The organism is Zongyangia hominis (genome assembly GCF_014385095.1).
Classification (GTDB): domain Bacteria; phylum Bacillota; class Clostridia; order Oscillospirales; family Ruminococcaceae; genus Zongyangia; species Zongyangia hominis.
Genome location: NZ_JACRTC010000001.1, coordinates 425,988 through 450,490, shown reverse-complemented (window position 1 = coordinate 450,490; position 24,503 = coordinate 425,988). Strand labels below are relative to the sequence as shown.

Sequence of the window (24,503 nt, the reverse complement as noted above, 5' to 3'; positions counted from 1 at the left end):
AATGTTCGATTTAATGATTGCCAGTGTGAAGAACTTGAGCCGGAAGAAATTCCGCAGCTTTCTGACTATCCTGGCCATCTGTATCAGCGTCGCGTCCTTCGTCCTCATTTCCACCATCGGCAATGTGGGGAAGGACGCCATCGAAACGGAGCTCAGCGGCCTTGGCATCGACGGCGTCTCCATTCTTCCGGAAAATAAGGACACCGCCAAGCTCGGCGACGCCCAACTCCAGGAAATTAAGTCCTACGAAGGGGTGAGCAGCGCCGTTCCCATCGTCATGCAATATTCTAGTATCCAAATCGGCCCGGAGCCCACCCAATCCCTCATCTGGGGCATCGACGCCGGCGCCAAGCAGGTGATCTCTTTGACGCCCATCCACGGCCGGCTCATCAACCGCTTTGATATCGCCACCTCCGCCAACGTCTGTGTGGTGGACGAATCGGTGGCGCAAGCTTCTTATCATCGCAGCAATATTGTGGGGAAGAAGGTCAAACTCAACATCGGCGGGAGCTGGGAGTCCTTTGAAGTGGTGGGCGTGGTGTCCTCCGGCGGCAATATTCTCCAGGGGATGGTGGGCAATTACATCCCGTCTTTTTTATATGTTCCTTACTCCAGCCTCAGCCGATTGACAGGGAAGGCAAGCTTCGACCGCATTGCCATCAAAGTCCAGGAGGACTACGATGCCGACGCAGTCGGTGACGAGCTGGTGGCCGTGCTCAACCAACAGACGGACACCACCGGCACCTATAAAAGCGAAAATATTTCCCAGCAAAAGGAACAGCTGAGCAATTTGCTCTCCATCATAACAGGAGTATTGTCGGTAATCGCGGGCATTTCACTGGTGGTGGCGGGCCTTGGCATCATGACCGTCATGATGTCCTCAGTGACCGAGCGCACCCGGGAAATCGGCATTAAGAAGGCCATCGGCGCCAGCCGCCGCAACATCATGATCGAATTTTTGATCGAGACCATGACAATTTCACTGCTGGGCAGCCTTATTGGCACCGCTGTGGGGCTGGGTGTCGCCATGATGGGGTGTTTTTTGGTGGGGATGGATTTGGTGGTGCGGCCGGAACTGATACTCACCTGCATCGGATTTTCCGTGGGCATTGGCGTCGTCTTCGGCGTGTATCCGGCATCCAAGGCGGCCAACTTAAAGCCGGTGGAAGCACTGCGTAACGAATAGATCTAGTAAGACGGCACCACTGGTCCATGCGTAAAGTGACAGACAGTATAAAATCTGTCAACGTCATGCAGACTGCAAATGCTTAAGACGTCTAACAATATAAAACAAAATTCAGTGCCACGGGACACAGAGAGTTCCCGTGGCATTTTTCTCATTTTTCTATGGAGACTCCGTGAGAGGGGCCCTCATTAAAAAATCCAGACTATTTCGCTAAATAAAAATTTAGCGAAATTAAGGGGAGACAAAATCTTCTGGATATGATATACTGGGATTCATCACAGTCGGCGGCAGCGGCAACTGGAATCACCAGAGTCCTTTTATCTGCTATATCCGATCGCTATATACGCATCTTCGCATCCGATGGCGCTGACTGTACTGTATTTGTTGGGAGTGAAAAACGATGAGCGCTTCAATTTATGACGATTGCCCGGAGCTGCTACGCAGCTTCCTCTTTTATATGGAGACGATCAAGGGTCGCTCTCCCAACACCATCAGTGGCTACTATGTAGACCTTCGCTTATTTTTCCGCTTTCTCAAGCGGTACCGGAATCTGGTCCCCCAAAATACACCGCTGGAAGAGATTAACATTGACGACGTGGATGCCGCGCTCCTGCGCTCAGTCACCCTTTCCGATGTATATGAATTCATGCATTTCCTATCCGCTGACCGCCAAAATAACGCCCGGACCCGGTGCCGGAAATCTTCCAGCCTCAAGGTGTTTTTTCATTATCTCACCACCAAAGTGAATGTACTGGAAAATAACCCCATTAAAGAGTTGGAAGTTCCCAACAGCAAAAAAAGCCTGCCCAAATATCTGAGCCTGGAAGAAAGCGTGACGCTGCTTTCCCAGGTGGAGGGTGACAACAAGGAGCGGGATTACTGCATTTTAACCTTGTTTTTAAATTGCGGCATGCGCCTTTCGGAACTTGTAGGCATCAACTTGGGTGACATCAAGGAGGACAGCATCAAGGTCACCGGCAAGGGCAACAAGGAACGGATCATCTACCTCAACGACGCCTGTGTCGCCGCCCTCAACGACTATCTGCCGGTACGGCTCAGTAAATCCCCCAAGGACCGGCAGGCCCTTTTCATTTCCCGCAACGGCAACCGCATCAATAAGCGCCGCGTCGAACAGATCGTCACCGAAAACCTCAAAAAATGCGGTCTGGACGGCATGGGCTATTCAGCCCATAAGCTGCGCCACACGGCGGCCACGTTGATGTACCAACACGGTCATGTGGACATCCGGGCCCTCAAGGAAATTTTGGGTCACGTAAACATCGGCACCACCGAAATTTACACCCATGTATCCAACGAACAGCTCAAAAAAGCCGCGGACGCTTCGCCGCTTGCCCATGTACAAAAAAAGAGCCGCAAATAAGCGGCCCTTTTTATTATAATTGCTCCACAAACAATAACGATGCGCGGGACATCTGTGTCATGCGCCTTAACCTCCATGCACTATAAAAGACATTGCGCAGGGCATCCGCGCCTTGCGATCCGCCCTTCTTGCGCAAAAATAGCCGCTTCTGCGGCTATTTTTAACTCTCAAGCAAAACTTGCAAAAAACTGTCCGAATAAGGAAATAATTCCCGCTTCCAGTGCGCATCCTGCCAGATAAAAAGCTGTAATGCTTATATACTTTACACACAATTTCTTTGCCATTTTTCCGAGTCTCGACTCTGATTGGTTCGGTAGGAGTTGGCAAAAGAATAAAACCGACAATTTAAAGGACTCTTTGGCCGCCCATAGAATGGCAAAAGAAATAAACAAAGCGTTGGGCAATAAAAACACCATGGAGGCCAGGATTCCGCTTTGCCCCATGGTGCTGTAAGCGTAGCCCATGGAGAGTCCCAGACCCAGCCCTTTAAAGAACACCACCCCCAACATCAGCGGCTGGGAAATGGCGGTAAAGCCCATCAGGAAAAGTACAAATAAGTAAATAAAGCCGGAAGTGAAGGAAAAAACAAAGTTTTGCCAAAAGCTCTGTGCCACCTTCACCTTGATAAACTCCAACGTGACAAGCCCCAGGTCGGACAGGGTGCCAAGGTCGATGGACTTGGTGAGCAGGCTGCCGGTGACAACGCCCAATATGAGGACCACTGCAAAAAGCAGGGTGAACAAATTGGGGACCACGTAGGTCTGCGCAAAACTTTTCTTGGGAGCGGCGGCCGCTGGCGGCGGGACACTGTGCATCCGCCGGGTGACAATTGATCGATCCATTTTGATCCCATCCTTCGCATGAAAACTCTTTGCCGGTTATTTCATCCTATGCGAAAAGTGGGACAACTATGCTAACGAAGTGCTGGTGCCATGCGGATCATTCCATGGCCAACTCTCGCCTCTTCAAAGGGCTAGGCGCTCTTAAATTGTCAGCGCCCCAGCTCATACGCCCGGTCGATACAGTGGCGCATCGCTTCCTCCAGCGTTCCTTTCCAGTCCTTTTTCTCCAAGGTGTCCATCAGCTTTAAGGTGGTGCCGCCGGGCGAACAGACCATGCGGATGAGTTCGTCGTGGCTCTTCCCTGTCTCCAACATCATGTGGGCGGAGCCGATGAGGGTGTTACAGAACAAGGTATTGGCCGTCTCCCTGTCGATGCCCAGCGTTTCGGCGTAATCGGAGACAATTTTACCCAGCAGGTAGATAAAGGCCGGGCTGCTGCCGTTGACGGGGATAATCTCGTTCATCTTCTCCTTGTCGATGACAGCGGCGGCGCCCACGGAGGCAAAGATATTTTTGATGAGAGTAAACTCCTCGTCGGTGACCGGGTCGATCTTGGCCAGCGCCGACGCGCCGTAGCCGATGAGCAGCGGGGTGTTGGGCATGACCAGCACCACCTTGCAGTCAAATCCCAGCATCTTTTTGATGTAGGTGTCGCTGATGCCTGCGGCGATGGAAACGACCACGTGATGCTCGTCGACATGGCCGTGAAGCTCTTGGAGCACCCCTTCGATGATCTGGGGCTTGACGGCCAGGAAGATGTCGTCGCAGTTCTCCGCCAGCTCCACGGCGCTCCCCTCGATGGTGAGGCCCTGGGCTTTAAAGTAATCACAACGCTCCTTGGAAACGTCGAAGACGTGGATATTTTCATTGGGAACTATTTTTTTTAGCACAATGCCCTGGATGATGGCGGTGGCCATATTGCCGCCGCCGATAAAACCGATATGTAACTGTTTCATTGTACGACCTTTCTCTTGGTGGGCCCTCCCGTTTTCCTGCGTTTGGTTACTTTATTCCGCCAGCGCGGCTTTGATCATGATGGCGCATTCCAAGCGCTTCTTTTCCATTTCACAGGCCAGATGATAGGGCTTTAACACATCGCCCGCATACTGGAAGTTGTTGGCGTTGCAACCGCCACTGCAATAGAATTTGGCCCAGCAGTTTCTGCATTCTTCTTTGCCGTAGATGTTCGCCTTGGCAAAGTTTTCCTTGCGCGCCGTGTCCTCGATACCGGTGTCCACGGTGCCCATTTTCCACTCCTCCATGCCCACAAACTGATGGCAGGGGTAGATATCGCCGTCGGGGGTCACCGCCACATACTCGTTGCCGCAGCCGCAGCCCCGCAGCCTCTTAATGGCGCAAGGTCCCTGGTCCAAGTCGATCATGAAGTGGAAGAAGTTAAAGCTCTTGCCATTTTTTTTGTGGTCGATAATGATCTTTGCCAAACGCTCATACTCCTGGAAGACCTGGGGCAGGTCCGCCTCCGTAATGGCGTAGGGATTGGCGGCGTCGGTGACCACCGGCTCGATGGAAATCTGGTCGAAGCCCTGCTCATAGAAGTGGAGCACATCCTCGGCAAAGTCCAGATTATATTTGGTGAAGGTGCCGCGGACATAATACTGGTCATGGCCCCGCTTCTCCACCAGACGCTTGAATTTGGGCAGGATGGCGTCGTAACAGCCGCTACCGTCCACCCGGGTACGGATGCGGTCGTTTACCTCTTTTCTCCCGTCGATGGAGAGGACCACATTGCTCATTTCCCGATTGATAAAGTCAATTTTGTCATCGTCGAGCAGCATGCCGTTGGTGGTGATGGTAAAACGAAAGCGCTTGTTGTGTTCTTTTTCCAGACTGCGTCCGTATTTGACCACCTCTTTGACCACGTCAAAGTTCATCAGCGGTTCTCCGCCAAAGAAGTCAAGCTCCAGGTTGTGCCTTGTGCCGGAGTTTGCAATGAGAAAATCGATGGCCTTCTTCCCCACCTCCAGCGGCATCAGCGTCCGTCCGGCGCCGAAGTCGCCGGTGGAAGCAAAGCAGTACTGGCACCGCAGGTTGCAGTCGTGGGCAATGTGCAGGCACATGGCCTTGACGGGAGAGGACACCATCATATCCCGAAACTGCTCATAGTCGTCCTCAGAGAAGAGTTGGCCGGCCTGATAGAGCTCGTAGATTTCGGCATAGGTTTCTTCGATTTCCTCCCGGGAAGCGTCCTGAAGGGCTGGAAACAGGGATTCCGGGCACTCCTTAGACAAAGGAGGCTCCAAGAATTCCAACATACGATAAAACAGCTCGTCCACCACATGGACCGCGCCGCTGTGGACATCGAGCACAATGTAATAGCCGTTTAAGTAATACTGATGTATCATGGTTTCCCTCACAAAATTAATGTAAACATAAAGGAAGGGACAGAAACTGTCCCTTCATCCATCGCATGATTCGTATGCAGGTCTGCTTATTTCTCGCACTTCTGGTTGGCGACCGTGCAGGAGGTCTTGCAGGCGGACTGGCAGGAAGCCTGGCACTCGCCGCAGCCGCCCTTGGCAGCAGACTGTTTGAGGTTGGCGGTATTTAAAGTCTTGACATGTTTTTTCATGGAAACGTCTCTCCTATCACTCATAATCTGTGACAAAATTATACCATATTTTCCCCTCGCAGGCAATCATTTTCTTCTGCGGCGCTGGTTGACGCCGAAAATGCCGCCCAGGCTGGCAAAAATAATGGCGCATAGGAATTTATAGATACCGGTGACGGACAGGTAACTCTGCCCGGTGATCATGGTACAGATCAAAATAAGAATGCTCAGAATGAGTCCACAGCAAAAGCCGTAAAAAAGCCCATGCTCCCCCGCCAGCTTGGCGCTGACAAATCCGGCGGCAAGAGCGCCGACGGACAGGCAAAACAAGCTCAGCGGCAAAATCAATCCGCTGGGAAAATCCTTGGCGGAAATAATCAAAGAGAAAATGAGAAGCAATACAAAGAGAACCGCCACTCCCACGCCCAAACCGATACCCACCGGTTTGAGATAAGTTTTGACAAAGCTCTCCTCTTGGTTTTGCTGTTCATGTCTTGATTTACGCTGTTTCATCTTGCCCCTCCTGTTTTCCTCATACGATGATGTTCTAACACCATTGTATGAGACAAACTAGGGGCATATGCCGCGAGAGGCAGAGGAAATTCTTATTTCTCCGTCTTTTCCGCGGGCTTTGCAGGAGCGGCTTCCGCCTCGTGGGGGGTATTGTTGGTCTGGATGGCCCAGCGCGCCAGTCTCATTTTACTTCTGTCGCTGCCGGTCTCAATGACGATGGTATCTTCTTTCATGCTGACCACTCGTCCGATAATGCCGCCGATGGTGGTGATCTCATCACCGATTTCCAGGCTGCTGCGCATTCTCTGCACTTCTTTTTCTTTCTTCTTCTGCGGACGAATCAGAATGAAATACATCAGAACAATGATGAGAACAATGGGGCCGAACTGGTACAGTATCGTGGCCATGGTATTCCCGGTTTGTAAAAGCATGTGTTTTGCACCTCCGAATATGATACCAAAAATTATAACATAAACCCAATAGCAGTTGCAATAAGGTTTCCTAACAATTAAATGCGTTTTCCCAATATTGGGAGATAATGATCCCGAAATTCCGTAAATTTACCTTCATCGAGGGCTTCGCGGATCTTTTCCATCAGGGTATTATAGAACCAAAGGTTGTGCATCACCGCAAGGCGCATCCCCAGCATTTCATTGGATTTAAACAGATGGCGGATGTAGGCTCTGGAGTGGCGCCGGCAGGTCGGGCAGGAACAGTGGGGGTCCACCGGGGTGTCATCCCGGGCGTATTTATTGTTGGCGATATTGATGATGCCGTCCCAAGTGAACATATGGCCGTGGCGGGCGTTGCGGCTGGGCATGACGCAGTCGAAGAGATCCACGCCTCGGTCCACCGCCTCGATGATGTTGATAGGAGTCCCCACCCCCATCAGATACCGGGGCTTGTCCACGGGCATGAAGGGCTCCACTGCGCTGATAATCCGGTACATCTCCTCCGCCGTTTCTCCCACGGCCAGCCCGCCGATGGCATAGCCGTCCAGATCCAGCCGGGCGATGTCCTTCATGTGCTGAATGCGGATGTCGTCGTAGGTGCCGCCCTGGTTGATGCCAAAGAGCATCTGGTGGGGATTGATGGCGTCGGGCCGGGCATTGCAACGGGCCATCTCTTCTTTGCACCGGACAAGCCACCGGGTGGTGCGGGCGCAGGACTTTTCCACATATTCCCGGGGCGACGGGTTCTCAATGCACTCGTCAAAGGCCATAGCGATGGTGGAGGCCAGATTCGATTGGATGCGCATGCTCTCCTCCGGACCCATGAAGATGCGCTTCCCGTCCACATGGGACTGGAAATAGACGCCTTCCTCCTGAATCTTGCGCAGTGTGGAGAGCGAAAACACCTGGAAGCCGCCGCTGTCGGTGAGGATGGGACGCTGCCAGCCCATGAATTTGTGGAGGCCTCCCATATCGTGGATGAGATCATCCCCCGGGCGGACGTGAAGGTGATAGGTATTGCAAAGCTCCACCTGGCATTTGAGGTCGACGAGATCGTAGGAGGAAATGCCGCCCTTGATGGCCGCTGACGTCCCCACGTTCATAAACGCCGGGGTCTCCACCGTCCCATGGACCGTCGCAAACTGTCCGCGGCGGGCATTCCCTTCTTTTTTTATCAGCTGATACATGGAGAATTTTCCTCCTCTTGATAATTACAACGCATACCGGTTCAGTATAGCAAAGCCGTCCTCAGAAAGCAAGCCCTTCCCCTCCATTTGCTTTGTTTCTCCTACCGTCAGTCTGATTTCGATAATCCTCTCTCGCCCGGAACGCTTCCTGCCTACCGCTAGGCGACTGCCGCCCAACGGCGCCGGACCTATATTCCTTGACCGCTCATCCTTCATTGGTACGATCGCATTCCAACACCCGGCTGAGTGTCAGACGTAGAAGATCCACGTCGATGGGCTTTGCCACATGAGCGGTCATACCGGCTTCCACAGACGCCTGAATGTCCTCGGCAAAAGCATTGGCCGTCATGGCGACAATGGGGATTTTCCTGGCGTCGGGACGGCCCATAGCCCGGATGACCCGTGTCGATTCGTAACCGTTCATCTCCGGCATCTGGATGTCCATCAAAATGGCGTCGTAAGTCCCCGGCGCCGACTCACGGAAGGCCTGCACGGCCTGAGCGCCGTCGGTTTTTACCACTGTGCTTGCCCCGTACATAGAAAGCAGCTCACAGAGTATTTCCGCATTGATGGCATTGTCCTCCGCCACCAAAAACAGCCGTCCGGCAAAGAGGGTTTCCAACTCCGCCCCCTTGGCAGACGAAAAGGCTTCCTCCTGCCGCACTTCTATGTCAGCGCCCTCATATTCACATTCCAGTTCCACTCGGAAGGTGGTTCCTTGGCGGGGTTCGCTCTCCACCGAAATTTCTCCGCCCATCAGGTCCACGAGCCCTTTGGTGATACTCAGCCCCAGCCCGGTTCCCTCAACGCGGGTCGCGCCCCGGCTGCGGGTAAAAGGTTCAAAGATATGGACCAGAAAATCATCGGGCATACCGATGCCATTGTCCTTGACCGTGAACCGGTAACGGGCCCAGCGGGGATGTTGGACAGGCGGGAGTTCCTCCACCAGGAAATCTACCTGGCCCCCCTCCGGCGTAAACTTCACGGCGTTGGAGAGAATGTTGATGAGAATCTGATCAATACGCAAGGAATCGCCGAAAAAGTATGGATGTCGGATATCCTTTTTACGTATGGCGAGGTGGACGCCGGAGGCCCTGGCCTGAGGCGACATGATGGCGGATATTTGTTGGAGCATCTCAGAAAGGGAAATTTTCATGCGGCTAAGCGTGATCTTGGAGCGCTCAATCTTGCTCATGTCCAGAATGTCGTTGATGAGGCTGAGCAAATGCTTGGAGGAAACTGAAATTTTTTGCAGGCAGTCGGCCACCCGCTCCTGGTCGTCCAAGTGGGCCACCGCCAGCGCCGTCATTCCCATAATGGCGTTCATGGGGGTGCGGATGTCATGGCTCATGGCGGAAAGGAAATCGCTCTTGGCTTGGTTTGCTTCCTCAGCGAGGGAGAGCGCCTTTTCCAGCGCTTTTTTCGTCTGCCGCTCTGCTGCCAGCATGTCGGTGACATCGGCCCGCACCAAGCAAATGGTCCGGTGGTTCTGGTCGCCCCAAAGGACGTTGATTTGTTTATAAAGGAGCCCTTCTTCGGACTGATAGGGAAACACAAAATCATAACCCGCCGGTTGCTCTTTCAGCCGCTGGGCCATAGTTTCCATCCTAAACTGGCAGTTGACCTCTTCCCTGTCTTCCCTTGCGCCATAGCACTCGGCAAATCTCTCGATGGCATTGTCATAGTGCTCAATGATGAAGGGGGCTAGGTTTTCCAGCACGGTCTGGTGGGTATACATGGTCAGGCTTCCGGTACTGATGTCAATAAAACCAGCCAGTTCGAAAGTGTAAGCAATCATGTTGAGCAGACCCTGCTGTTCCCGCACCGAATCGGTGATGTCGGTGCGCACCAGACAAACGCGTCCTAGCCGCATGTCAATGGGGGAAACCGTCATGTTTTTGGTGCGGATATCCCCATTTTCATCAATGATGGAAAATGAAAATGTATAGGGGCCCTGGGTCAGGCGCCGGTACATTTCTTTTGTATCCATGGCCGCGGCATACTGTTCCTTATCCTTTGGCACGACCCGCTCTTCCAACATAAAGGCCAGCCGCTGGGAATGGCAGCCGCATTCCGGCGGCGTACAGCTCGAGCAGTTATTACAGGTGAGGACGTTGAAGGTGTCCCGCTGTAAATCGAGATCAATGACAAAGTCGTAGTTGGTGACAGAGAGCTTGTGCAAAATCCGGTCGGAGATTTCCTGTTCGGTGATGTCGGTCACCGTCAAAATACCGGTGACATCACCGGTATCCGGTGTCTCCACCAAATTCACCTTAAACTGTACATAGCGCCCCTGCTCTTCTTTGGGTAACTTAACGAAACATTTGATAATTTGCTCGGTGTCGTTTCTCTGGAAGGCAGCCATGGCCGGCGCATTGAGGTAGGTGCCCAAAAACTGCTGCCGCTCTGCATCATCCACAATCAAACTTGCCAGCCCCGTGAAAAAGGCTTCACGGACCGAACCGAAGGTCTCCAAGAGCCCCGAATCCGTGTGGTCAATGATTTCTAGAATCCGATTTTGCGTTATATTACAGTGCCCGATGACCAGGGCGTTGGGGTCAGGGGCCCGATAGTGCTGCAACAGCATTTCCTTATACTGCTGGCGAATCCGCTCCTGTTCCTCCCGTTCCTTGGTCATGTCGTGGTATACGGCATAGACCCTGCGCTCCCCGCCTTCGTTTTCAATCAAAGAGAGGGTATTCTTCACCCAGACATAGCCGCCACCCCCTTGCAACCGGTAGACGATCTCACAGTGGGTCATACCGCTTGCAATGTAGGCGGCCATCTGCTCGTCCACCTTCTTTTTGTCGTCGGGGTGCACCCCTGCCATGGCGTCCTTGCAATAGAGCTCCCACGCCTTTTCCAGCGACATGCCGGTCAAGGCCGCGAAACCGTCGGAGAGGTACTCGGGCGTCATAGTGCCGTCGTCTTCATAGCGGATTACCGCGATGCCGCCCGGCAGGTTTTTCACAACCGTTTGGAAATACTGTTCGAGCCGTTCCTTTTCCTTGCGTGTCTCCACCTCTTCGGTGACATCGCGCACATATTTGACATAAGCCGGAATTCCATTCCAGTCGGTTTCCCGAAAACGGGTGGTATAAAAGCGGTGGTTCCCCGTTATAGGCATGGCGTGCTCTTTCCCGTCGGGAGCATGGGTTTTTAAGGTGCAAAATTCACACGGTTCACTTTTGCCGTGCAGCGCCATATAGCATTTTTGACCAATGCTGTCCGGCTGCTTTATAAAAAGATTTTCCGAATCGTTGGCATAGAGTAAATCATAATTTTCTTTATCAATGACATAGATGCCGTCCGCCGTTTCGTTGGCGATACTTTGAAAAAGGCGGGTCTCCGCCGACATGCCGGTAAAGACGGCATAAAAGCGCATGCGGTCGGATGGAGGGCCCATCCGACGGCCGTTGAGATGGATCCAAATGAGTTTTCCGTTTTTGTGACGCATCCGGTAGGAGACGTCCAACACCTCGTCGTTGGCAAGGGCGGCCAGCGTCTGGGCAAGCACCCGTTCTCTGTCCGGTTCGTAGATGATATCCAGCGCATTCCGGCAAACCATCGCCTGATATTCCTTCCGCGTGTGGCCCGAAAGTTCCATAACGCCGTCAGAGAAAAAGGTGGGAATAAAACGTTCTCCCTCCACCAAATAACTGGCGATGCCGCCGGGAATGGAATTAATGAGATGATCCAGTTCCAACTGGGTCTCCTTAAGCGCGGAAATGTTGTGGAAGACGCACTGTACCAGAGGACAACCGTCCTCTTCTCCCACTTGCTTGGCCTGGACATGGACCCATACAATGTGACCGTCCCGATGCAGCTTTCTAAAATCGAAATCGGCAACCGTGTGATTTGTTACGGCGTCGTGAATCCTGCCCACCACCATGGCGGTGTCAGCTGGATATGTAAACTCCGACGCATCCCGTTTGGTCAGTTCCCGATATTCCTCCACTGTATAGCCGGAAAGCTCAGGCACCCCGTCGGAAAAATACTTGGTCTCAAAAATATCCGAGACCTTATAGATTGCCACACCGCCGGGAATAGCGTTAATGATATCCTCCATCTTGCTGTTGGCGCTGGCAAGCTCCCGCTCTAAGCGCATCTGTTCGCTGATATCGCTGTACACGGCATACAGATACCGTTTCCCGCTTTCTCGCTGGCAGACGGTCCCCTCCAGCCGGATCCAGCGGTATTCGGTCATCCGTTCATTCCACATGCGGAAAGTGTCAAAGATGACGCCCCCCTGCTTGATGAGGGACTGGAACTTTTCCTGGAGCGGCAATAAATCTTGGGGATGGACGCCGGTGAAGCATATTTCCTGCTTGACTTGGGGGATGTGCTGCTCCGAGCAGCCCATGATTTCAAAAAAGGCGGGATTATGGAACAAGGGGATAATAGTTTCACCCTTTACTTCATAGACGCAAAGGCCGCAAGGAATACTGCTGAAGGTTTCCTCCAACTGTTTCCCCAGGGCTTTAGAGTATTCCTCCTGCCTTTTCTTTTCCGTAATATCCGCAATATACTCGATGTGAGCGCTCCTGCCGCCCCAGTCGATAAGTTTTCCACTGAGCTGGTAGGTGTGCCCGTTTTCTGGAATATAGTGTTCGCGGGTATAAAAGCTGGAGCGGTTCATCTGTCCAACCTTGCAAAATGGACATGGCTGCGCAAACCCCATGACATGATAGCAGGTCAAAGGGTGGTCGGATTTCAGCGCGATTAATTCCTGGGCCGGGCGGTTGGCGTAGATTAGCTCCAAGCTATCCAACGCGCAGACCATCACCGCCACCGGAGCGTTGTCCAAAACAGATTCCATTTGATCGGTCGACAGAGGGATATCCTGCATTATGCCTGCTCTCCTTCTTTTAGACTTCTGCGGAGTTCATCGGCTTTTTCAAATTCTGTAACTACCTCTTGGTACATGGCAGAATAGTCTTCCCGCGCTTCACCCGCCCGCAAAGGCTCCACAATGGCGCATACCGCCCGAAACAGCGGCGTCAGGCCCATATTGCCCACCACGCCTTTGAGGGTGTGGGCCGCTTCAAAAGCACGGGTTAGATCGCCCTTTTGGAGCGCCTCTCCCAACTTTTGCAGGTTGTCGTCCCGAAAGAGCATATCCAGAAATTTCAGATACATCGTTTCGTTACCCATAAATCTCGCCATAGTTACCCCATAGTCCGCGCCATAGGCTTCCATCGCTTCTTTGAGAGTCTTCATTTCTCATGCCTCCTTTCCAAAGATAAAATCATACAGGGTTTGATAAAGCCGTTTGGGCTCAATCGGTTTTGCCAGATGGGCATCCATGCCGGCCGCTTTGCTCTTTTCAATGTCGTCGTCAAAGGCGTTGGCCGTCATGGCAATGATGGGAATGGTCTTGGCGTCGGCATTGCTCAAATGACGGATGTTGTTGGCCGCCGTCAGGCCGTCCATCAGCGGCATCCGGATATCCATCAAAATTGCGTCGTAATAACCGATCCCGGATTTGCTGAACATCTCCAAAGCCCGCAGACCGTTTTCCGCGGTATCCACGGCAAAACCCTTACTTTCTAAGAGCATCGCCGCCACTTCAGTATTGATCTTATTGTCCTCCACAAGCAGCACGCGTCTGCCGTCGAAATGGTATTCGGTTGATTCCATGCGCTGCGCCTGTTCTTCCTTTTCTCCCAAGGCCTTAGTAAAAGCCGAAACCAGGGAGGATTTGAACATGGGCTTACTCATGAGCAGGTTGACCCCCGCCAGCTTGGCCTCGTGTTCGATGGCGACCCAGTCGTAGGCGGTCATGATGATGATGGTGACGTCGGGCCCCACAATGGCACGGATGCGCCGGGCCGTTTCGATGCCGTCCATGCCAGGCATCTTCCAATCGATGAGAATCATGTCGTAGTATTTGCTTTGCCCCCAAAGGTCCTGCACCCGTTCTATGGCCTTGCGCCCGCTGTCCACCCATTCAGCCGTCACACCCATTTCATGGAGGGTCACCACAGCGCTTTCGCAGACAGCCACATCGTCATCCACCACCAGGGTTTTGAGATGAGCGAATTTTGGCTGTATCTTCTTTTGGCGGTGCCGGAATTTTTCCTCTTCGGTGATGCCCAGCTTGACATCCACCGTAAACTCGGTGCCGATATCCTTGATGGAACGTACGGTAATCTTGCCGTCCATCATATCCACAATATTTTTGGAGATGGCAAGCCCCAGTCCGGTCCCCCCGTAGAGGGCGGTGGTACCTGTGGACTCCTGGGAAAAGGGTTCAAAAATGTGGGGGAGGAATTCCTCGCTCATACCCACACCGGTATCATTGACGATGAAACGGAGCACAGCGTCATTTTTGGTCTTTTTGCGCTGGGCCGCGGAGAAGGTGACTTTCCCGCCTTCGCGGGTAAATTTGATGGCATTGCTCAAAATATTGATCAGCACTTGCTGCAGCTTCATGGCGTCGCCGATATAGTAGTCGTCAAGCACCGGGTCGACAATACACTCATACTCCACATTTTTAGAAGCTGCCTGGGCATAGCAGATAGAATTGACCCCGCACAAAAACTCCTCGGTGGGAATCTTTTCGTTCTTTAAAAGCATTTTACCGCTTTCAATCCGGCTCATATCCAGGATATCATTGATCAGACTCAGCAGGAAACGGGAGGAAATACCGATTTTGGAGATACAGTCGGTCACCTGTTCGTCGTCGCCGATGCACTGGGCCGCAATGGTGCTCATCCCGATGATGGCGTTCATGGGCGTGCGGATTTCGTGGCTCATTCGGGAAAGAAAGTCCGTTTTTGCAGCGTTTGCCTGTTCCGCCGCAACCAGGGCAGCGGCCAGTTCCTCCTTTTGGCGCTGTTCTTGCCGTACCACATCTGTCACATCGGTGCGGGCCATACAAACCCGCCCTAAAGTTTGATTGATATAAAAAATCTGAAAGCGCTTGACCCGAAGATTGCCGTATTCATCCTTCATTTCTACTACAAAATTATAGGCGTCTTTCTTGTCGAGCTGCTTTCTCATATACGTATAGTCAAGCTTGGCCAAATATTCCTCTTGGTTGGCCCCGTCCATAAAGCGGGCGGAAATATTGCGGATTTCCTGCTGGAAAGGGCCCTCGCGGATCATGGTACTTTTCTGGCTCTCCTTTATGGAAATCGGATGATGCCGGTCCTTTAATATATCAATTTCCGTAATAATATCGTAGTCTAATTCCGTAATTTTTAACAGCAGCAGTTCCTTCATCTTCTGCTCGGTGACGTCAAAGGTATAAAAGAAGACGATAATATCCCCAGAATCCGGGTTGAGATAGGTACGAAAGCTTGTACTGCTCCAGAAAATGCTGCCGTCATTGCGTTTACGTAAAAAGTCAAAATGGTAGTCCGTCTTTCCCCCAGTATAATCCCGCAAGACCCCATCCCGGCTGAGAGTCCGTAGGATTTCCTGTCCATAAACTGCGTCCACAGCCGAGGACGCCAGTTTTTCAATGGTCTCCCGGTAGGAATCACCCACTTGAGCAATGGCCACATCCGAAGTGGAAAGATAGCTTTCCATGCGGTCTTGAGTCACATTGAGGCGGCCCTGGATGCTCCCCTCCGCCGAAGAAAGCTCCGCAAAATAGGCAAGCTCCTTTTCAAACATCTCTTTCCCGCGCTCCTGCAAGCGCTTTTCATCGGTGATGTCCACAAATACGCAGTAAAAGTATTCCTCCCCGTCTGCTTCCGTGAACAGCTGGGCCTTGATGGAAATCCATTTAATCACTCCATCCTTACAAATTAAGCGGTTTTCATTGTGGATGGTGTTGCTATTTTTGAGCTGTGCCCGCAGAATATCCGCCATCACAACAAAATCATCGGGATAGATAACCGAAGACATCCGGTTGCCCATGGCCGCAAATTCTTCCCGGGTGTAGCCGAGAAATTCAAACAGGCCGTCGTTGGCGTCGATGACGGAATAGTCACTGTCAAACCGGCAGCGAAACACCGCGCCGGGGATGTTATTATAGATGTGCAGGACCTCTTCCTGGGCCTGCTTTTGTGCCGTGATGTCGATGCAAAGGATATTGATGGCCGGGCGCCCATCTTTGGAGGCGGTTTTTCGTCCCACTTCCTGTACCCACAGGTAAGAGCCGTCCTTCTTTTTAATCCGGTATTCCACCATATATTCGCCGCTGTCCGGATCCGCCGCCGCACTGTCAATGACGCTTTCAACCGCAGCCCAGTCTTCGGGGTGGACGCAGTTGCGAAGCAAACCGCCCACATCCTGCACAAACTCCGCCTCGTCTTCATAGCCCAGATAATCCAGCATCCGCCGGTTGATGTAATAAAAGGGCAGGTCTTTCTCTAAATATCCGCCCATCATGCCGCCGGGAATGGAATCGTTGAGCAGTTCCTGGCGCTGCCGCATCGTATTTTCAATGACCAAAGTGTGGGGATAATGCTCCCCTTGCCGCTGAGTGCTGCTGGCTTCTGCGAAGTGGAAGCTGCGGATCCGCCAATCCCCTTCTTCCCGCACGAGGGTAAAAAAGGCCCGCAAGCGCCAGGTATAGGCCGTGTTTTTAAGCGTCAAATCCGAGGAAATATTGTCTACATCCTTCGCAATTTGCTGTTCGTAGAGGTTGGAAAGAGAAAATGAAAATGGCTCTGGAATCTCATGGATGTCTCTTTCGAGATAAAGGGACATTTCTTCTTTACCTCTGGCAAATTCCTCTTCCCCGGTGCCGACAAACCCCACATCCTCCGACAAAAAGCCCAGGGTCTCCTCCCGGCTGCGCTCGGCGAACCAAGCCCGGCAAAAGGCCTCCAGCGTTTCTTTGGCGGTTCTTTCTTTGATCAATCCGTTCATTCCTTCCATAAACAGCAGCCGCCTTGGCCGCTGGCCTTCGCGCGCGTCAGTGCCAAACTTGTCCGTTTCATCACCGTATCCATGGCAGTTCCCGCGTCCGCGATGACAATACCGGCGGAACAGGACGCGGATATGGCATTTTGTCTGCATCCGCTCAAAAACGCCTGACAAATCTCCCTACCTTTTGCGAGGACAGCGTTTTCATTACGCATCTGTTTGACCACCAACACGAATTCATCGCTGCCATAACGGGCGAGAATGTCGCCGCCGCGGGTGCTCGAGCGAAGGATCTCTCCAAATTGCATCAGCAGGCGGTCCCCCTGGTCGTGGCCGAAGGTATGATTGATGTATTTGAGTTGGTTGATATCAAAAAGGATAACGGCAAAGGGAAGATGTTCCTGTTGCAAGGTTTCCATCACCGAATCAAACCCCCGCCTGTTAAGCAGGCCCGTCAAATAATCCCGGTAGACCTCATCTTGCAGGCGGCGCTCCCGCTCCCTGGAAGCCGTCAGGTCCATCGCGCGGTGCACCCGCTTCCAAAGGCTCTTTTGGTGGTGGGGCTTGGCGGCATAGTCGTCGGCGCCCGCCTCCAGGGCCTGTTCTTCCAAAAGCGGATCCTGTATGCCGGTGGCAATGATGGGAATATGCCGGGAATGTTTTTCCCTCATCATCGCTTCCAGCACCGTCATGCTGCCCTGCTCTGGCAGCGTCATGCTCAAAATCACCGCCGCCATCCGGTGGCCGCAATCGGAGAAGCACTGGCACGCCGCCTTTTGGTCGGGCGCTTCCACCACCTGGTACCGTCCCTCAAAGACCCGTTTTACCTGTTCGCGGTAGGCGGCATCCTCATCGGCCACCAAAAGGACCGGAGCCCCTTGGTCGTACCGTGGCTCGGTTTGTAGGTATTCCTCCTGGACAGACGCCCCATGCTCCTGGAGTAGGGCTTCAAATTGACCGCAAGGCATTGGCCTTGCAAAGTAATACCCCTGGACATAATCACAGCCGATTTCCCGCAGCCGCTCCAGCTGATCGCGGTTTTCCACCCCTTCCGCCACCACGCTCAGGTTCATCCAGCGGGCTAGACTCATAATAAAACGCAAAATTCCCTGGTTAATCGGTTTGGCCGTCTCGCTCTGAATAAATTTCATATCCAGCTTGAGCACATCAATGGGCAGATTATTGAGCATATTGAGGGAAGAATACCCGCTCCCAAAGTCATCCATTTCAATGACGAATCCCACCTCCCGCAGATGGGCCACAGTTTCAATGAGCTGATGGGGATTTTCCGTATAGGCGCTTTCCGTTATTTCCAAATGTAGCCTTGCGGGACTCAGCCCGTGGCGCCGCACCATTTCCAGTAGGAAATCCGGCAGGTCGGTGTTATAAATATCCGCCCGGGATACGTTGACGGATACGCAAAGCGGGTCAAAGCCGCGGTCGTCCCAGTCCCGCAAGGTGGCGCAGGCCTGGTTCCAAACATATTGGTCCAATTGGGTGATAAAGCCGTTTCGCTCAAACAGCGGGATAAACAGCCCTGGCGATTGCATCCCCCATTTTGGATGGTTCCAGCGCACCAGCGCTTCTGCACCGGCCAGCTTATCGTCTTTAATGCGGTATTTGGGCTGCAGATAAATCTCAAACTGGCCTTCTTTGAGGGCGGCCTCCATGCCGTCGGTGATGGCCTGCTCCTGTAAGAGTTTGCTGCGCAGCTCATCGTCATAGGCGGCACAAAATTTGCCGTACTGCCCTTTGATGCTCCGCGCCGCCAGCAGAGCCCTATCGCACATCTTTTCCACCGAAATGGTCCTGTCTACGATCTCATAAATGCCCCATTTCATCATGATGTTTTTGGCGCTGGAGAGGGAGTTGATCTGCTCACTGGCCTGGATAAACAGGCTGTCGGTATATGTTTCTCTATGTTCCAATAGACAGATAAACTGATCCGCGTTAAAGCGTCCGCAAATTCCTTTATCGCCCACCTTTTTTATGTAGAGCTCCGCCACAATGCGCAGTAGTTGATCGCCCGCCGGCATACCGAAAATATCGTTAATCAGCTTAAAATTATCAATGTTGGAACAGATGATGTCATAGGAGCGGTTGGGGTTGCGCAATAAGATCTCTTTGACCCGTTGATAAAAGAATTCCTTGGTAAAAAGGCCTGTCAACCGGTCATACTGGACCTGATGCATCATTGCGGCAGTCTCCCGCAGGTTGATGATACTGGCCACCCGGTGCAAAATCACCTGGGGTTTATAGGGCTTGGCCACAAAATCGGAGGCTCCGTGAGAAAGCGCGGCCACTTCATCCGATTCTCCATCGCTTTGGGTGGTGACGATGACAGGGATCGCGGAGAGGGCCTTGTCCGCCTTGACAATGGACAAAAAGGTATATCCATCCATAATCGGCATCATGATATCCAACAGGATCAGGGAAATTTGATCTCCATTTTCTTTGAGTACCGACAGGGCCGCCTGTCCATTTTCCGCCTGCAACACCTGATACTGGCCCGACAAAATCTCACACAGCATGGTCCGATTGATCACATTATCTTCGACAACCAGTATTTTTCTTTGTGAAAGCATAGCTTCACCCCTCATATCCGCGCGTGTTTCAGCCATAGACCCAGCGTTAAATAGACTCGCAGCGAGAGCCCTGCATCGCGTTTTTAATATATTTTATCTAAAAGAAATCGTATTTCCGACTTTAAATTCGTATGGTATTCATTCTATCATAGAAAAAGGGGGGGCGCAATCATTTTACCTGTGTGATACATTTCATACAAAAACGGGCGATATCTGCCATATCGCCCGAAATTTTACGATTTGTTGGGAGCAAAGACGGTATATCCGTTTTTCCCCTGTTTTTTAGTCTGGTAGAGGGCGTCGTCGGCCTTGCGGTACAGCGCTCAAAGTCCCTTCCCGATTCCGGGACCAGTGCCACGCCGATGCTGGTGGAAACATGCCAGGCCCCGGCCTCCGTGTTGACCTCTCTGCACAAGACGCTGGACAGCAGCCTTGCCTTTTCTTCCGCTGTTTCCCTATTTGGCACGGACATAAACGCGATAAACTCATCACCGCCAATGCGTCCGATGACATCCTCTTTCCGGAACTGTGATTGGAGCGTCTTCGCAAAGCTGATCAGCACCTCGTCGCCGGCGGCATGCCCTAAGTTGTCGTTTGCCTCCTTGAAATTGTCGATGTCCAGAATGAAAAAGGCGAAAGAGGTATGGGGGTGGCGGTCCAGCATCTCGCGGATATGCTCCTGGGTGGCCACCTTATTGTAAAGACCCGTCAGGGAGTCCTTTTGCATTTGCTCGTACATATAGAGCTCCCGACGCTTTTCCGCATCAATATTCTGGCGATAGACCATCATGCGCACGGAATCGTCCTCGCTCCAGTAAAAGATTTGGGTGGTAATTCTCATCCAATAGTAAGCGGCGCCGTCATTGGTAATCATGAAATCATACCGCAGATGATCCCGCCCCTCGGCAAAGGATTGCAAAACATTCTTGGATGAAAAGGTGTCCAGATAGCCTTGGCGGTGCTCCTCCTTGATCTGCTTTTGGGCAATTACCTGCAGCGCCTCATCATAGGGGATATTGGACGGCGCGCCCAAGCTCTCAAAATACGCTTGGGTGGCCTCGCTGGCCGCCCGGTTGTGGGAAATATCAATTTCATAGATATTTTCATAGAGCTGTTCAGTGGCTTTTTGGAAAATGCTTTGATGCGCCTGTTCCTGGGCAACGGTTAGCTCAATAATACGCCGGTTATACCGCCGGATAACGCTGGTGATGGTGACAAGCACCAGTAGAATTGTCCCGATGACAATCAGCACTTCCCTCAACAGCTGCTTCGCCAGCTTTTGATTGAGCGCGGTGGCGTCGTTTTCTACAATGAGGTGCCACCCCAGATTGTCGACGTAGCGGCTGACGACAAAACCGCTCCCCATTTGTCCATCATACCACAGGTATTGCGGCTGGTCTTGGACAGTTAAAATCTCGTTTTTGAGCTGAGAAAAGGAGCAGATGTCGAAGAGATTGACCGTTCCCTCAAAGCCGGTGCGGTCGGTGGCAATTTCCACATCACCCGCTTTGTCCACCAAATACGCCTTGACCCCTGAGTGCTCCTCATAGCTTTGCAGCAGCGCCTGCAGCGTATTGACGCGAAAACCCACGCCTACAATGCCGATGGTGGCGCCCTCTTCATCCCGAATCCGGCAGTTGATGAAGACGGTCACTTCATTGCCGGCGCCCTCCACCTGATCGTTGTCGATAACAATGTTATATTCCTCTTCCCCCGCCAAAAAATCATAGAACCAGCCGTTTTCAGGATCTCCCTCCTCCAACGTGCGGTCGAGTCCGTTAAAATAATAATAGCGCTTTGTCTGGACAGAGGCTAAAAAAACAGAGTCATAGCTGTATTTTTCACGGTAGGCGTTCAGATAAACCCGCATGGTATCAATGAATTCCTGATCCTCTAGATGCTGCTGTTCCCCCAGTAAAAAACTTTTGAGTAGGCTGTCGTTGGCCATGGTCAGAGAAATGTTGATGGGTTTTGTAAAAATGGAATCAATTTGATGATAAATACCCTCAGAGGTCAGGGTGGATACTCGTTCCATATCTTCCCGGAAAATGCCCTGGTTGGACTGATAACCGATCCAGGCAGTGATCACAAATCCGATGATGATCACGGTGCAAACCAGAAAGTTTGTACGCAAAAGCACATTCTTTTTCACGCTGTGACACCTCTCTCCAATTGCTGGCGGAGTGCGCGCTCCGACGCAAGGGCTCCCGAATGGAGCTTTACGGAAATATCGCGTTCAGATTCGAAACGGATCGCTGAAATTTCCTCATTGTCTAAACGCTTTTTCTTAGATTTCCATTATAACAAGCTTGGCGACCTTTTACAAACTAATTTCTAGAAAGAATATATCCATAATCAAACCGGCAACTGAGTGATTCACAGCTGCCGGTTTTTATTTACCCTTATGATGGCTTTCCTTTCCTATCTTTTAAATAATCAACATTGCATCGCCGAAGCTAAAGAAGCGGTACCTTTCCTCCACCGCCGTCCGGTAAGCGTTCATGACATGCTCATAGCCCGCAAAGGCGGAAACCAGCATGATAAGGGTGCTTTCCGGCAGGTGGAAATTGGTGATAAGGCCGTCGATAGCCTTGAAGGTATAGCCGGGATAGATAAAGATGTCCGTGCTCCCCGAGCATTCTTTAAATTCCCCATATTTTTGCGCCACCGATTCCAGTGTCCGGCAGCTGGTGGTGCCCACTGCGATCACCCGGTTGCCGGTTTTCTTTGCCTCCCGGATGAGCGCAGCGGTTTCCTCTGGCATGAAATACCGCTCCGCGTGCATCTTGTGCTCCTCCACATTTTCCACCTTAACCGGACGGAAGGTGCCCAGCCCCACGTGGAGGGTGACATAACCGATCTTGACCCCCATTTCGGTGAGCTTTTGCATCAGCTCCTTGGTGAAATGCAGCCCCGCGGTGGGCGCGGCGGCGGAACCCACCTCCTTGGAATAGACCGTTTGATAGCGCTCCTTGTCCTGGAGCTTTTCCTTAATATAAGGAGGCAGGGGCATCTGCCCGATCTGGTCGATGACGTCGTAAAAATTGCCCTCATGGGTAAAGCGGATAAGGCGGTTACCGCCGTCAAGGACCTCTTCGATCTCGCCCCGGAGCATTCCCTCCCCAAAAAGGAGCACATGGCCGGGCTTTGCCTTTTTGCCAGGGCGCACCAGCACTTCCCAGAGATCTATCTCCTTTTGCTCGAGGAGCACCACCTCGATCACGGCGTCGGTGTCCTCCCGGGCGCCGTAGAGGCGGGCGGGCAGCACACGGGAATCGTTGACGATGAGCACATCCCCCGCCCTTAAGAGATCGGGAAGGTCATAGAAATGGTGGTGGGATATTTCCCCGCTTGTCCGACCGAGCTGCAACAGACGGGAATGGTCTCGGGGCTCGAGGGGTGTCTGGGCGATAAGCTCCTGTGGGAGATCAAAAAAGAAGTCCGATTTTTTCATAGATTTATCCTCTTTGAACAAATTGAATTTATTTCGCACAAATTGTTTGACATCATTTTGTGCAGATGGTAATATAGATAAAAAGAATAACACGAAAGATAGAGGTGCGGCTTTAAAAAGTATGTGATACGAGACTGCCAAGGTCGTTTGAGTGCTCACAGAAAGGTAAAGCTGCCGAAGGCGGACGGCGACGGCGGTTGTCTGACCTGGTTGTTCAGTCGAATAGGCTGGCGACTGTCATCAGTATGATGGAGAGCTATCGTTTCTTTTCCAGAAATCTTTTTGAAAAAGAGCGTCAATGTCTCTATTATATTGTATTAGAAGCCGGTTTTCAACCGGTTTTTTTCATATCCTAAAGGAATCACTATTCAGGTTGGAAGGAGTCTTATTCATTATGAAACAGTATCGCGTTGGAATCGTAGGCGCCACGGGAATGGTGGGCCAGAGGTTCGTCACGTTAATGGAAAACCATCCCTGGTTTTCCCTCAAAGTATTGGCCGCATCCCCCCGCTCGGCCGGCAAAACCTATGAAGAAGCGGTGGGAGACCGCTGGGCGATGACCACCCCCATGCCGGAAGAAGTCAAACAAATGGTGGTTCTTGACGCCTCCCACGTGGAGGAGGTCGCCTCCCAGGTGGATTTCATCTTCTGCGCCGTGGACATGAAAAAGGACGAAATCCGGGCCCTGGAGGAAGCATACGCCAAGGCCGAATGTCCGGTGGTATCCAATAACTCGGCCCACCGCGCTACCCCCGACGTCCCCATGGTCATCCCGGAGATCAACGACGCTCATTTGGAGGTCATTCCCGCCCAGCGCAAACGCCTGGGCACCAAGCGGGGCTTCATCGCCGTCAAGTCCAACTGCTCTTTGCAAAGCTATGTCCCCGCCCTGCATCCTTTGATGGAATTTGGCATCACCAAATCCCTCGTCTGCACCTATCAGGCCATTTCCGGCGCGGGCAAGACCTTCGAGCGCTGGCCCGAGATGATCGACAACGTCATTCCCTACATCGGCGGCGAGGAAGAGAAGAGCGAGCAGGAGCCTTTAAAAATCTGGGGCAAGGTGGAAGACGGCAAGATCGTCCCCGCCTCCTCCCCCGCCATCACGGCCCAGTGCATCCGGGTGCCGGTTTCCGACGGGCATCTGGCCGCTTGCTTTGTCAGCTTTAAAAACAAACCCTCCATCGAGGAAATCAAGGAAAAATGGGCGAATTTCGCTGGCGCTCCCCAGGCCCTTTCCCTCCCCCACGCGCCCAAACAGTTCCTCCACTACTTTGAGGAGCCCGACCGGCCCCAGACCAAGTCTGAACGCAATCTGGAGGGCGGTATGGCCGTCTCCATCGGCCGTCTGCGGGAAGACACCCAATATGACTACAAATTTGTTTGCATATCCCACAACACGCTGCGCGGCGCTGCCGGCGGCGGGGTGCTGCTGGCGGAGCTACTGGCGGCCAAGGGATATTTTGATTAGAAAACGGATACATATGAAGCATAAGAATGCTGCGCTTTGA

16 protein-coding genes and 1 riboswitch are annotated in these 24,503 nt (G+C 52.4%); of the genes, 3 read left to right on the top strand and 13 right to left on the bottom strand.

All coding sequences use genetic code 11. The features are described 5' to 3' along the window. Position 1: 1 nt before the first annotated feature. Positions 2-1,186, top strand: a complete 1,185-nt coding sequence (locus H8709_RS01945) for an ABC transporter permease (RefSeq protein WP_262396681.1) — start codon at positions 2-4, stop codon at positions 1,184-1,186. Positions 1,187-1,586: 400 nt separating this feature from the next. Next, on the top strand, positions 1,587-2,567 hold the full coding sequence (locus H8709_RS01940) for a tyrosine recombinase XerC (protein ID WP_262396680.1): 981 nt from the start codon (positions 1,587-1,589) through the stop codon (positions 2,565-2,567). Between the two features lie 167 nt (positions 2,568-2,734). Here H8709_RS01940 and H8709_RS01935 read toward each other — a convergent pair whose 3' ends face one another. The 13 genes from H8709_RS01935 to queA form a co-directional block, all read right to left on the bottom strand. Then, positions 2,735-3,409 (bottom strand): stage II sporulation protein M, encoded by a 675-nt coding sequence (locus H8709_RS01935; protein WP_262396679.1) that lies wholly within the window; start codon positions 3,407-3,409, stop codon positions 2,735-2,737. Between the two features lie 149 nt (positions 3,410-3,558). Beyond that, positions 3,559-4,365, bottom strand: a complete 807-nt coding sequence (gene proC / locus H8709_RS01930) for a pyrroline-5-carboxylate reductase (RefSeq protein WP_262396678.1) — start codon at positions 4,363-4,365, stop codon at positions 3,559-3,561. Positions 4,366-4,416: 51 nt separating this feature from the next. Next, positions 4,417-5,772 carry a thioether cross-link-forming SCIFF peptide maturase gene (scfB, locus tag H8709_RS01925; protein ID WP_262396677.1) on the bottom strand — a complete coding sequence of 452 codons (1,356 nt, stop codon included), beginning with the start codon at positions 5,770-5,772 and terminating at the stop codon, positions 4,417-4,419. Between the two features lie 86 nt (positions 5,773-5,858). After that, positions 5,859-5,999, bottom strand: a complete 141-nt coding sequence (scfA, locus tag H8709_RS01920) for a six-cysteine ranthipeptide SCIFF (RefSeq protein WP_262396676.1) — start codon at positions 5,997-5,999, stop codon at positions 5,859-5,861. Between the two features lie 66 nt (positions 6,000-6,065). Continuing rightward, positions 6,066-6,491, bottom strand: a complete 426-nt coding sequence (locus tag H8709_RS01915) for a TIGR04086 family membrane protein (protein ID WP_262396675.1) — start codon at positions 6,489-6,491, stop codon at positions 6,066-6,068. A 92-nt stretch (positions 6,492-6,583) separates the two neighbouring features. Beyond that, on the bottom strand, positions 6,584-6,898 hold the full coding sequence (gene yajC, locus H8709_RS01910; protein ID WP_262396674.1) for a preprotein translocase subunit YajC: 315 nt from the start codon (positions 6,896-6,898) through the stop codon (positions 6,584-6,586). A 101-nt stretch (positions 6,899-6,999) separates the two neighbouring features. Next, a complete protein-coding gene (gene tgt / locus H8709_RS01905; RefSeq protein WP_262396673.1) occupies positions 7,000-8,130 on the bottom strand; it encodes a tRNA guanosine(34) transglycosylase Tgt in 1,131 nt (376 codons plus the stop codon). 205 nt (positions 8,131-8,335) lie between these two features. Then, entirely contained in the window at positions 8,336-12,979 is a 4,644-nt protein-coding gene (locus tag H8709_RS01900; protein WP_316248735.1) for a hybrid sensor histidine kinase/response regulator, read from the bottom strand. Further along, positions 12,979-13,350, bottom strand: coding sequence for an Hpt domain-containing protein (locus H8709_RS01895; protein ID WP_262396672.1), 372 nt, complete (start codon positions 13,348-13,350; stop codon positions 12,979-12,981). Before H8709_RS01895 ends, H8709_RS01900 begins: the two co-directional genes overlap by 1 nt. Positions 13,351-13,353: 3 nt before the next feature. After that, the gene (locus H8709_RS01890) at positions 13,354-16,965 is read right to left on the bottom strand and encodes a response regulator (protein ID WP_392391640.1); all 3,612 of its coding nucleotides are present in this window, start codon (positions 16,963-16,965) and stop codon (positions 13,354-13,356) included. Beyond that, positions 16,953-19,538, bottom strand: a complete 2,586-nt coding sequence (locus tag H8709_RS01885; protein ID WP_262396671.1) for an EAL domain-containing protein — start codon at positions 19,536-19,538, stop codon at positions 16,953-16,955. The genes H8709_RS01890 and H8709_RS01885 overlap by 13 nt, the downstream gene beginning before the upstream one ends. A gap of 169 nt (positions 19,539-19,707) precedes the next feature. Next, positions 19,708-21,672 (bottom strand): sensor domain-containing diguanylate cyclase, encoded by a 1,965-nt coding sequence (locus H8709_RS01880; protein ID WP_262396670.1) that lies wholly within the window; start codon positions 21,670-21,672, stop codon positions 19,708-19,710. 294 nt (positions 21,673-21,966) lie between these two features. Next, on the bottom strand, positions 21,967-22,992 hold the full coding sequence (gene queA, locus H8709_RS01875) for a tRNA preQ1(34) S-adenosylmethionine ribosyltransferase-isomerase QueA (protein WP_262396669.1): 1,026 nt from the start codon (positions 22,990-22,992) through the stop codon (positions 21,967-21,969). A gap of 91 nt (positions 22,993-23,083) precedes the next feature. Then, positions 23,084-23,259, top strand: a riboswitch (Lysine riboswitch). Positions 23,260-23,386: 127 nt separating this feature from the next. Between queA and asd the strand changes: the two genes are divergently transcribed. Further along, positions 23,387-24,463 carry an aspartate-semialdehyde dehydrogenase gene (gene asd / locus H8709_RS01870; RefSeq protein ID WP_262396668.1) on the top strand — a complete coding sequence of 359 codons (1,077 nt, stop codon included), beginning with the start codon at positions 23,387-23,389 and terminating at the stop codon, positions 24,461-24,463. Positions 24,464-24,503 lie beyond the last annotated feature (40 nt).

What these genes read in the sequence shown, in the direction of transcription:
- H8709_RS01945 (WP_262396681.1), top strand. Translation starts at nt 2, where the DNA reads ATGTTCGATTTAATGATTGCCAGTGTGAAGAACTTGAGCCGGAAGAAA.
- H8709_RS01940 (WP_262396680.1), top strand. Translation starts at nt 1,587, where the DNA reads ATGAGCGCTTCAATTTATGACGATTGCCCGGAGCTGCTACGCAGCTTC.
- H8709_RS01935 (WP_262396679.1), bottom strand. Translation starts at nt 3,409, where the DNA reads ATGGATCGATCAATTGTCACCCGGCGGATGCACAGTGTCCCGCCGCCA.
- proC (WP_262396678.1), bottom strand. Translation starts at nt 4,365, where the DNA reads ATGAAACAGTTACATATCGGTTTTATCGGCGGCGGCAATATGGCCACC.
- scfB (WP_262396677.1), bottom strand. Translation starts at nt 5,772, where the DNA reads ATGATACATCAGTATTACTTAAACGGCTATTACATTGTGCTCGATGTC.
- scfA (WP_262396676.1), bottom strand. Translation starts at nt 5,999, where the DNA reads ATGAAAAAACATGTCAAGACTTTAAATACCGCCAACCTCAAACAGTCT.
- H8709_RS01915 (WP_262396675.1), bottom strand. Translation starts at nt 6,491, where the DNA reads ATGAAACAGCGTAAATCAAGACATGAACAGCAAAACCAAGAGGAGAGC.
- yajC (WP_262396674.1), bottom strand. Translation starts at nt 6,898, where the DNA reads ATGGCCACGATACTGTACCAGTTCGGCCCCATTGTTCTCATCATTGTT.
- tgt (WP_262396673.1), bottom strand. Translation starts at nt 8,130, where the DNA reads ATGTATCAGCTGATAAAAAAAGAAGGGAATGCCCGCCGCGGACAGTTT.
- H8709_RS01900 (WP_316248735.1), bottom strand. Translation starts at nt 12,979, where the DNA reads ATGCAGGATATCCCTCTGTCGACCGATCAAATGGAATCTGTTTTGGAC.
- H8709_RS01895 (WP_262396672.1), bottom strand. Translation starts at nt 13,350, where the DNA reads ATGAAGACTCTCAAAGAAGCGATGGAAGCCTATGGCGCGGACTATGGG.
- H8709_RS01890 (WP_392391640.1), bottom strand. Translation starts at nt 16,965, where the DNA reads ATGGAAGGAATGAACGGATTGATCAAAGAAAGAACCGCCAAAGAAACG.
- H8709_RS01885 (WP_262396671.1), bottom strand. Translation starts at nt 19,538, where the DNA reads ATGCTTTCACAAAGAAAAATACTGGTTGTCGAAGATAATGTGATCAAT.
- queA (WP_262396669.1), bottom strand. Translation starts at nt 22,992, where the DNA reads ATGAAAAAATCGGACTTCTTTTTTGATCTCCCACAGGAGCTTATCGCC.
- asd (WP_262396668.1), top strand. Translation starts at nt 23,387, where the DNA reads ATGAAACAGTATCGCGTTGGAATCGTAGGCGCCACGGGAATGGTGGGC.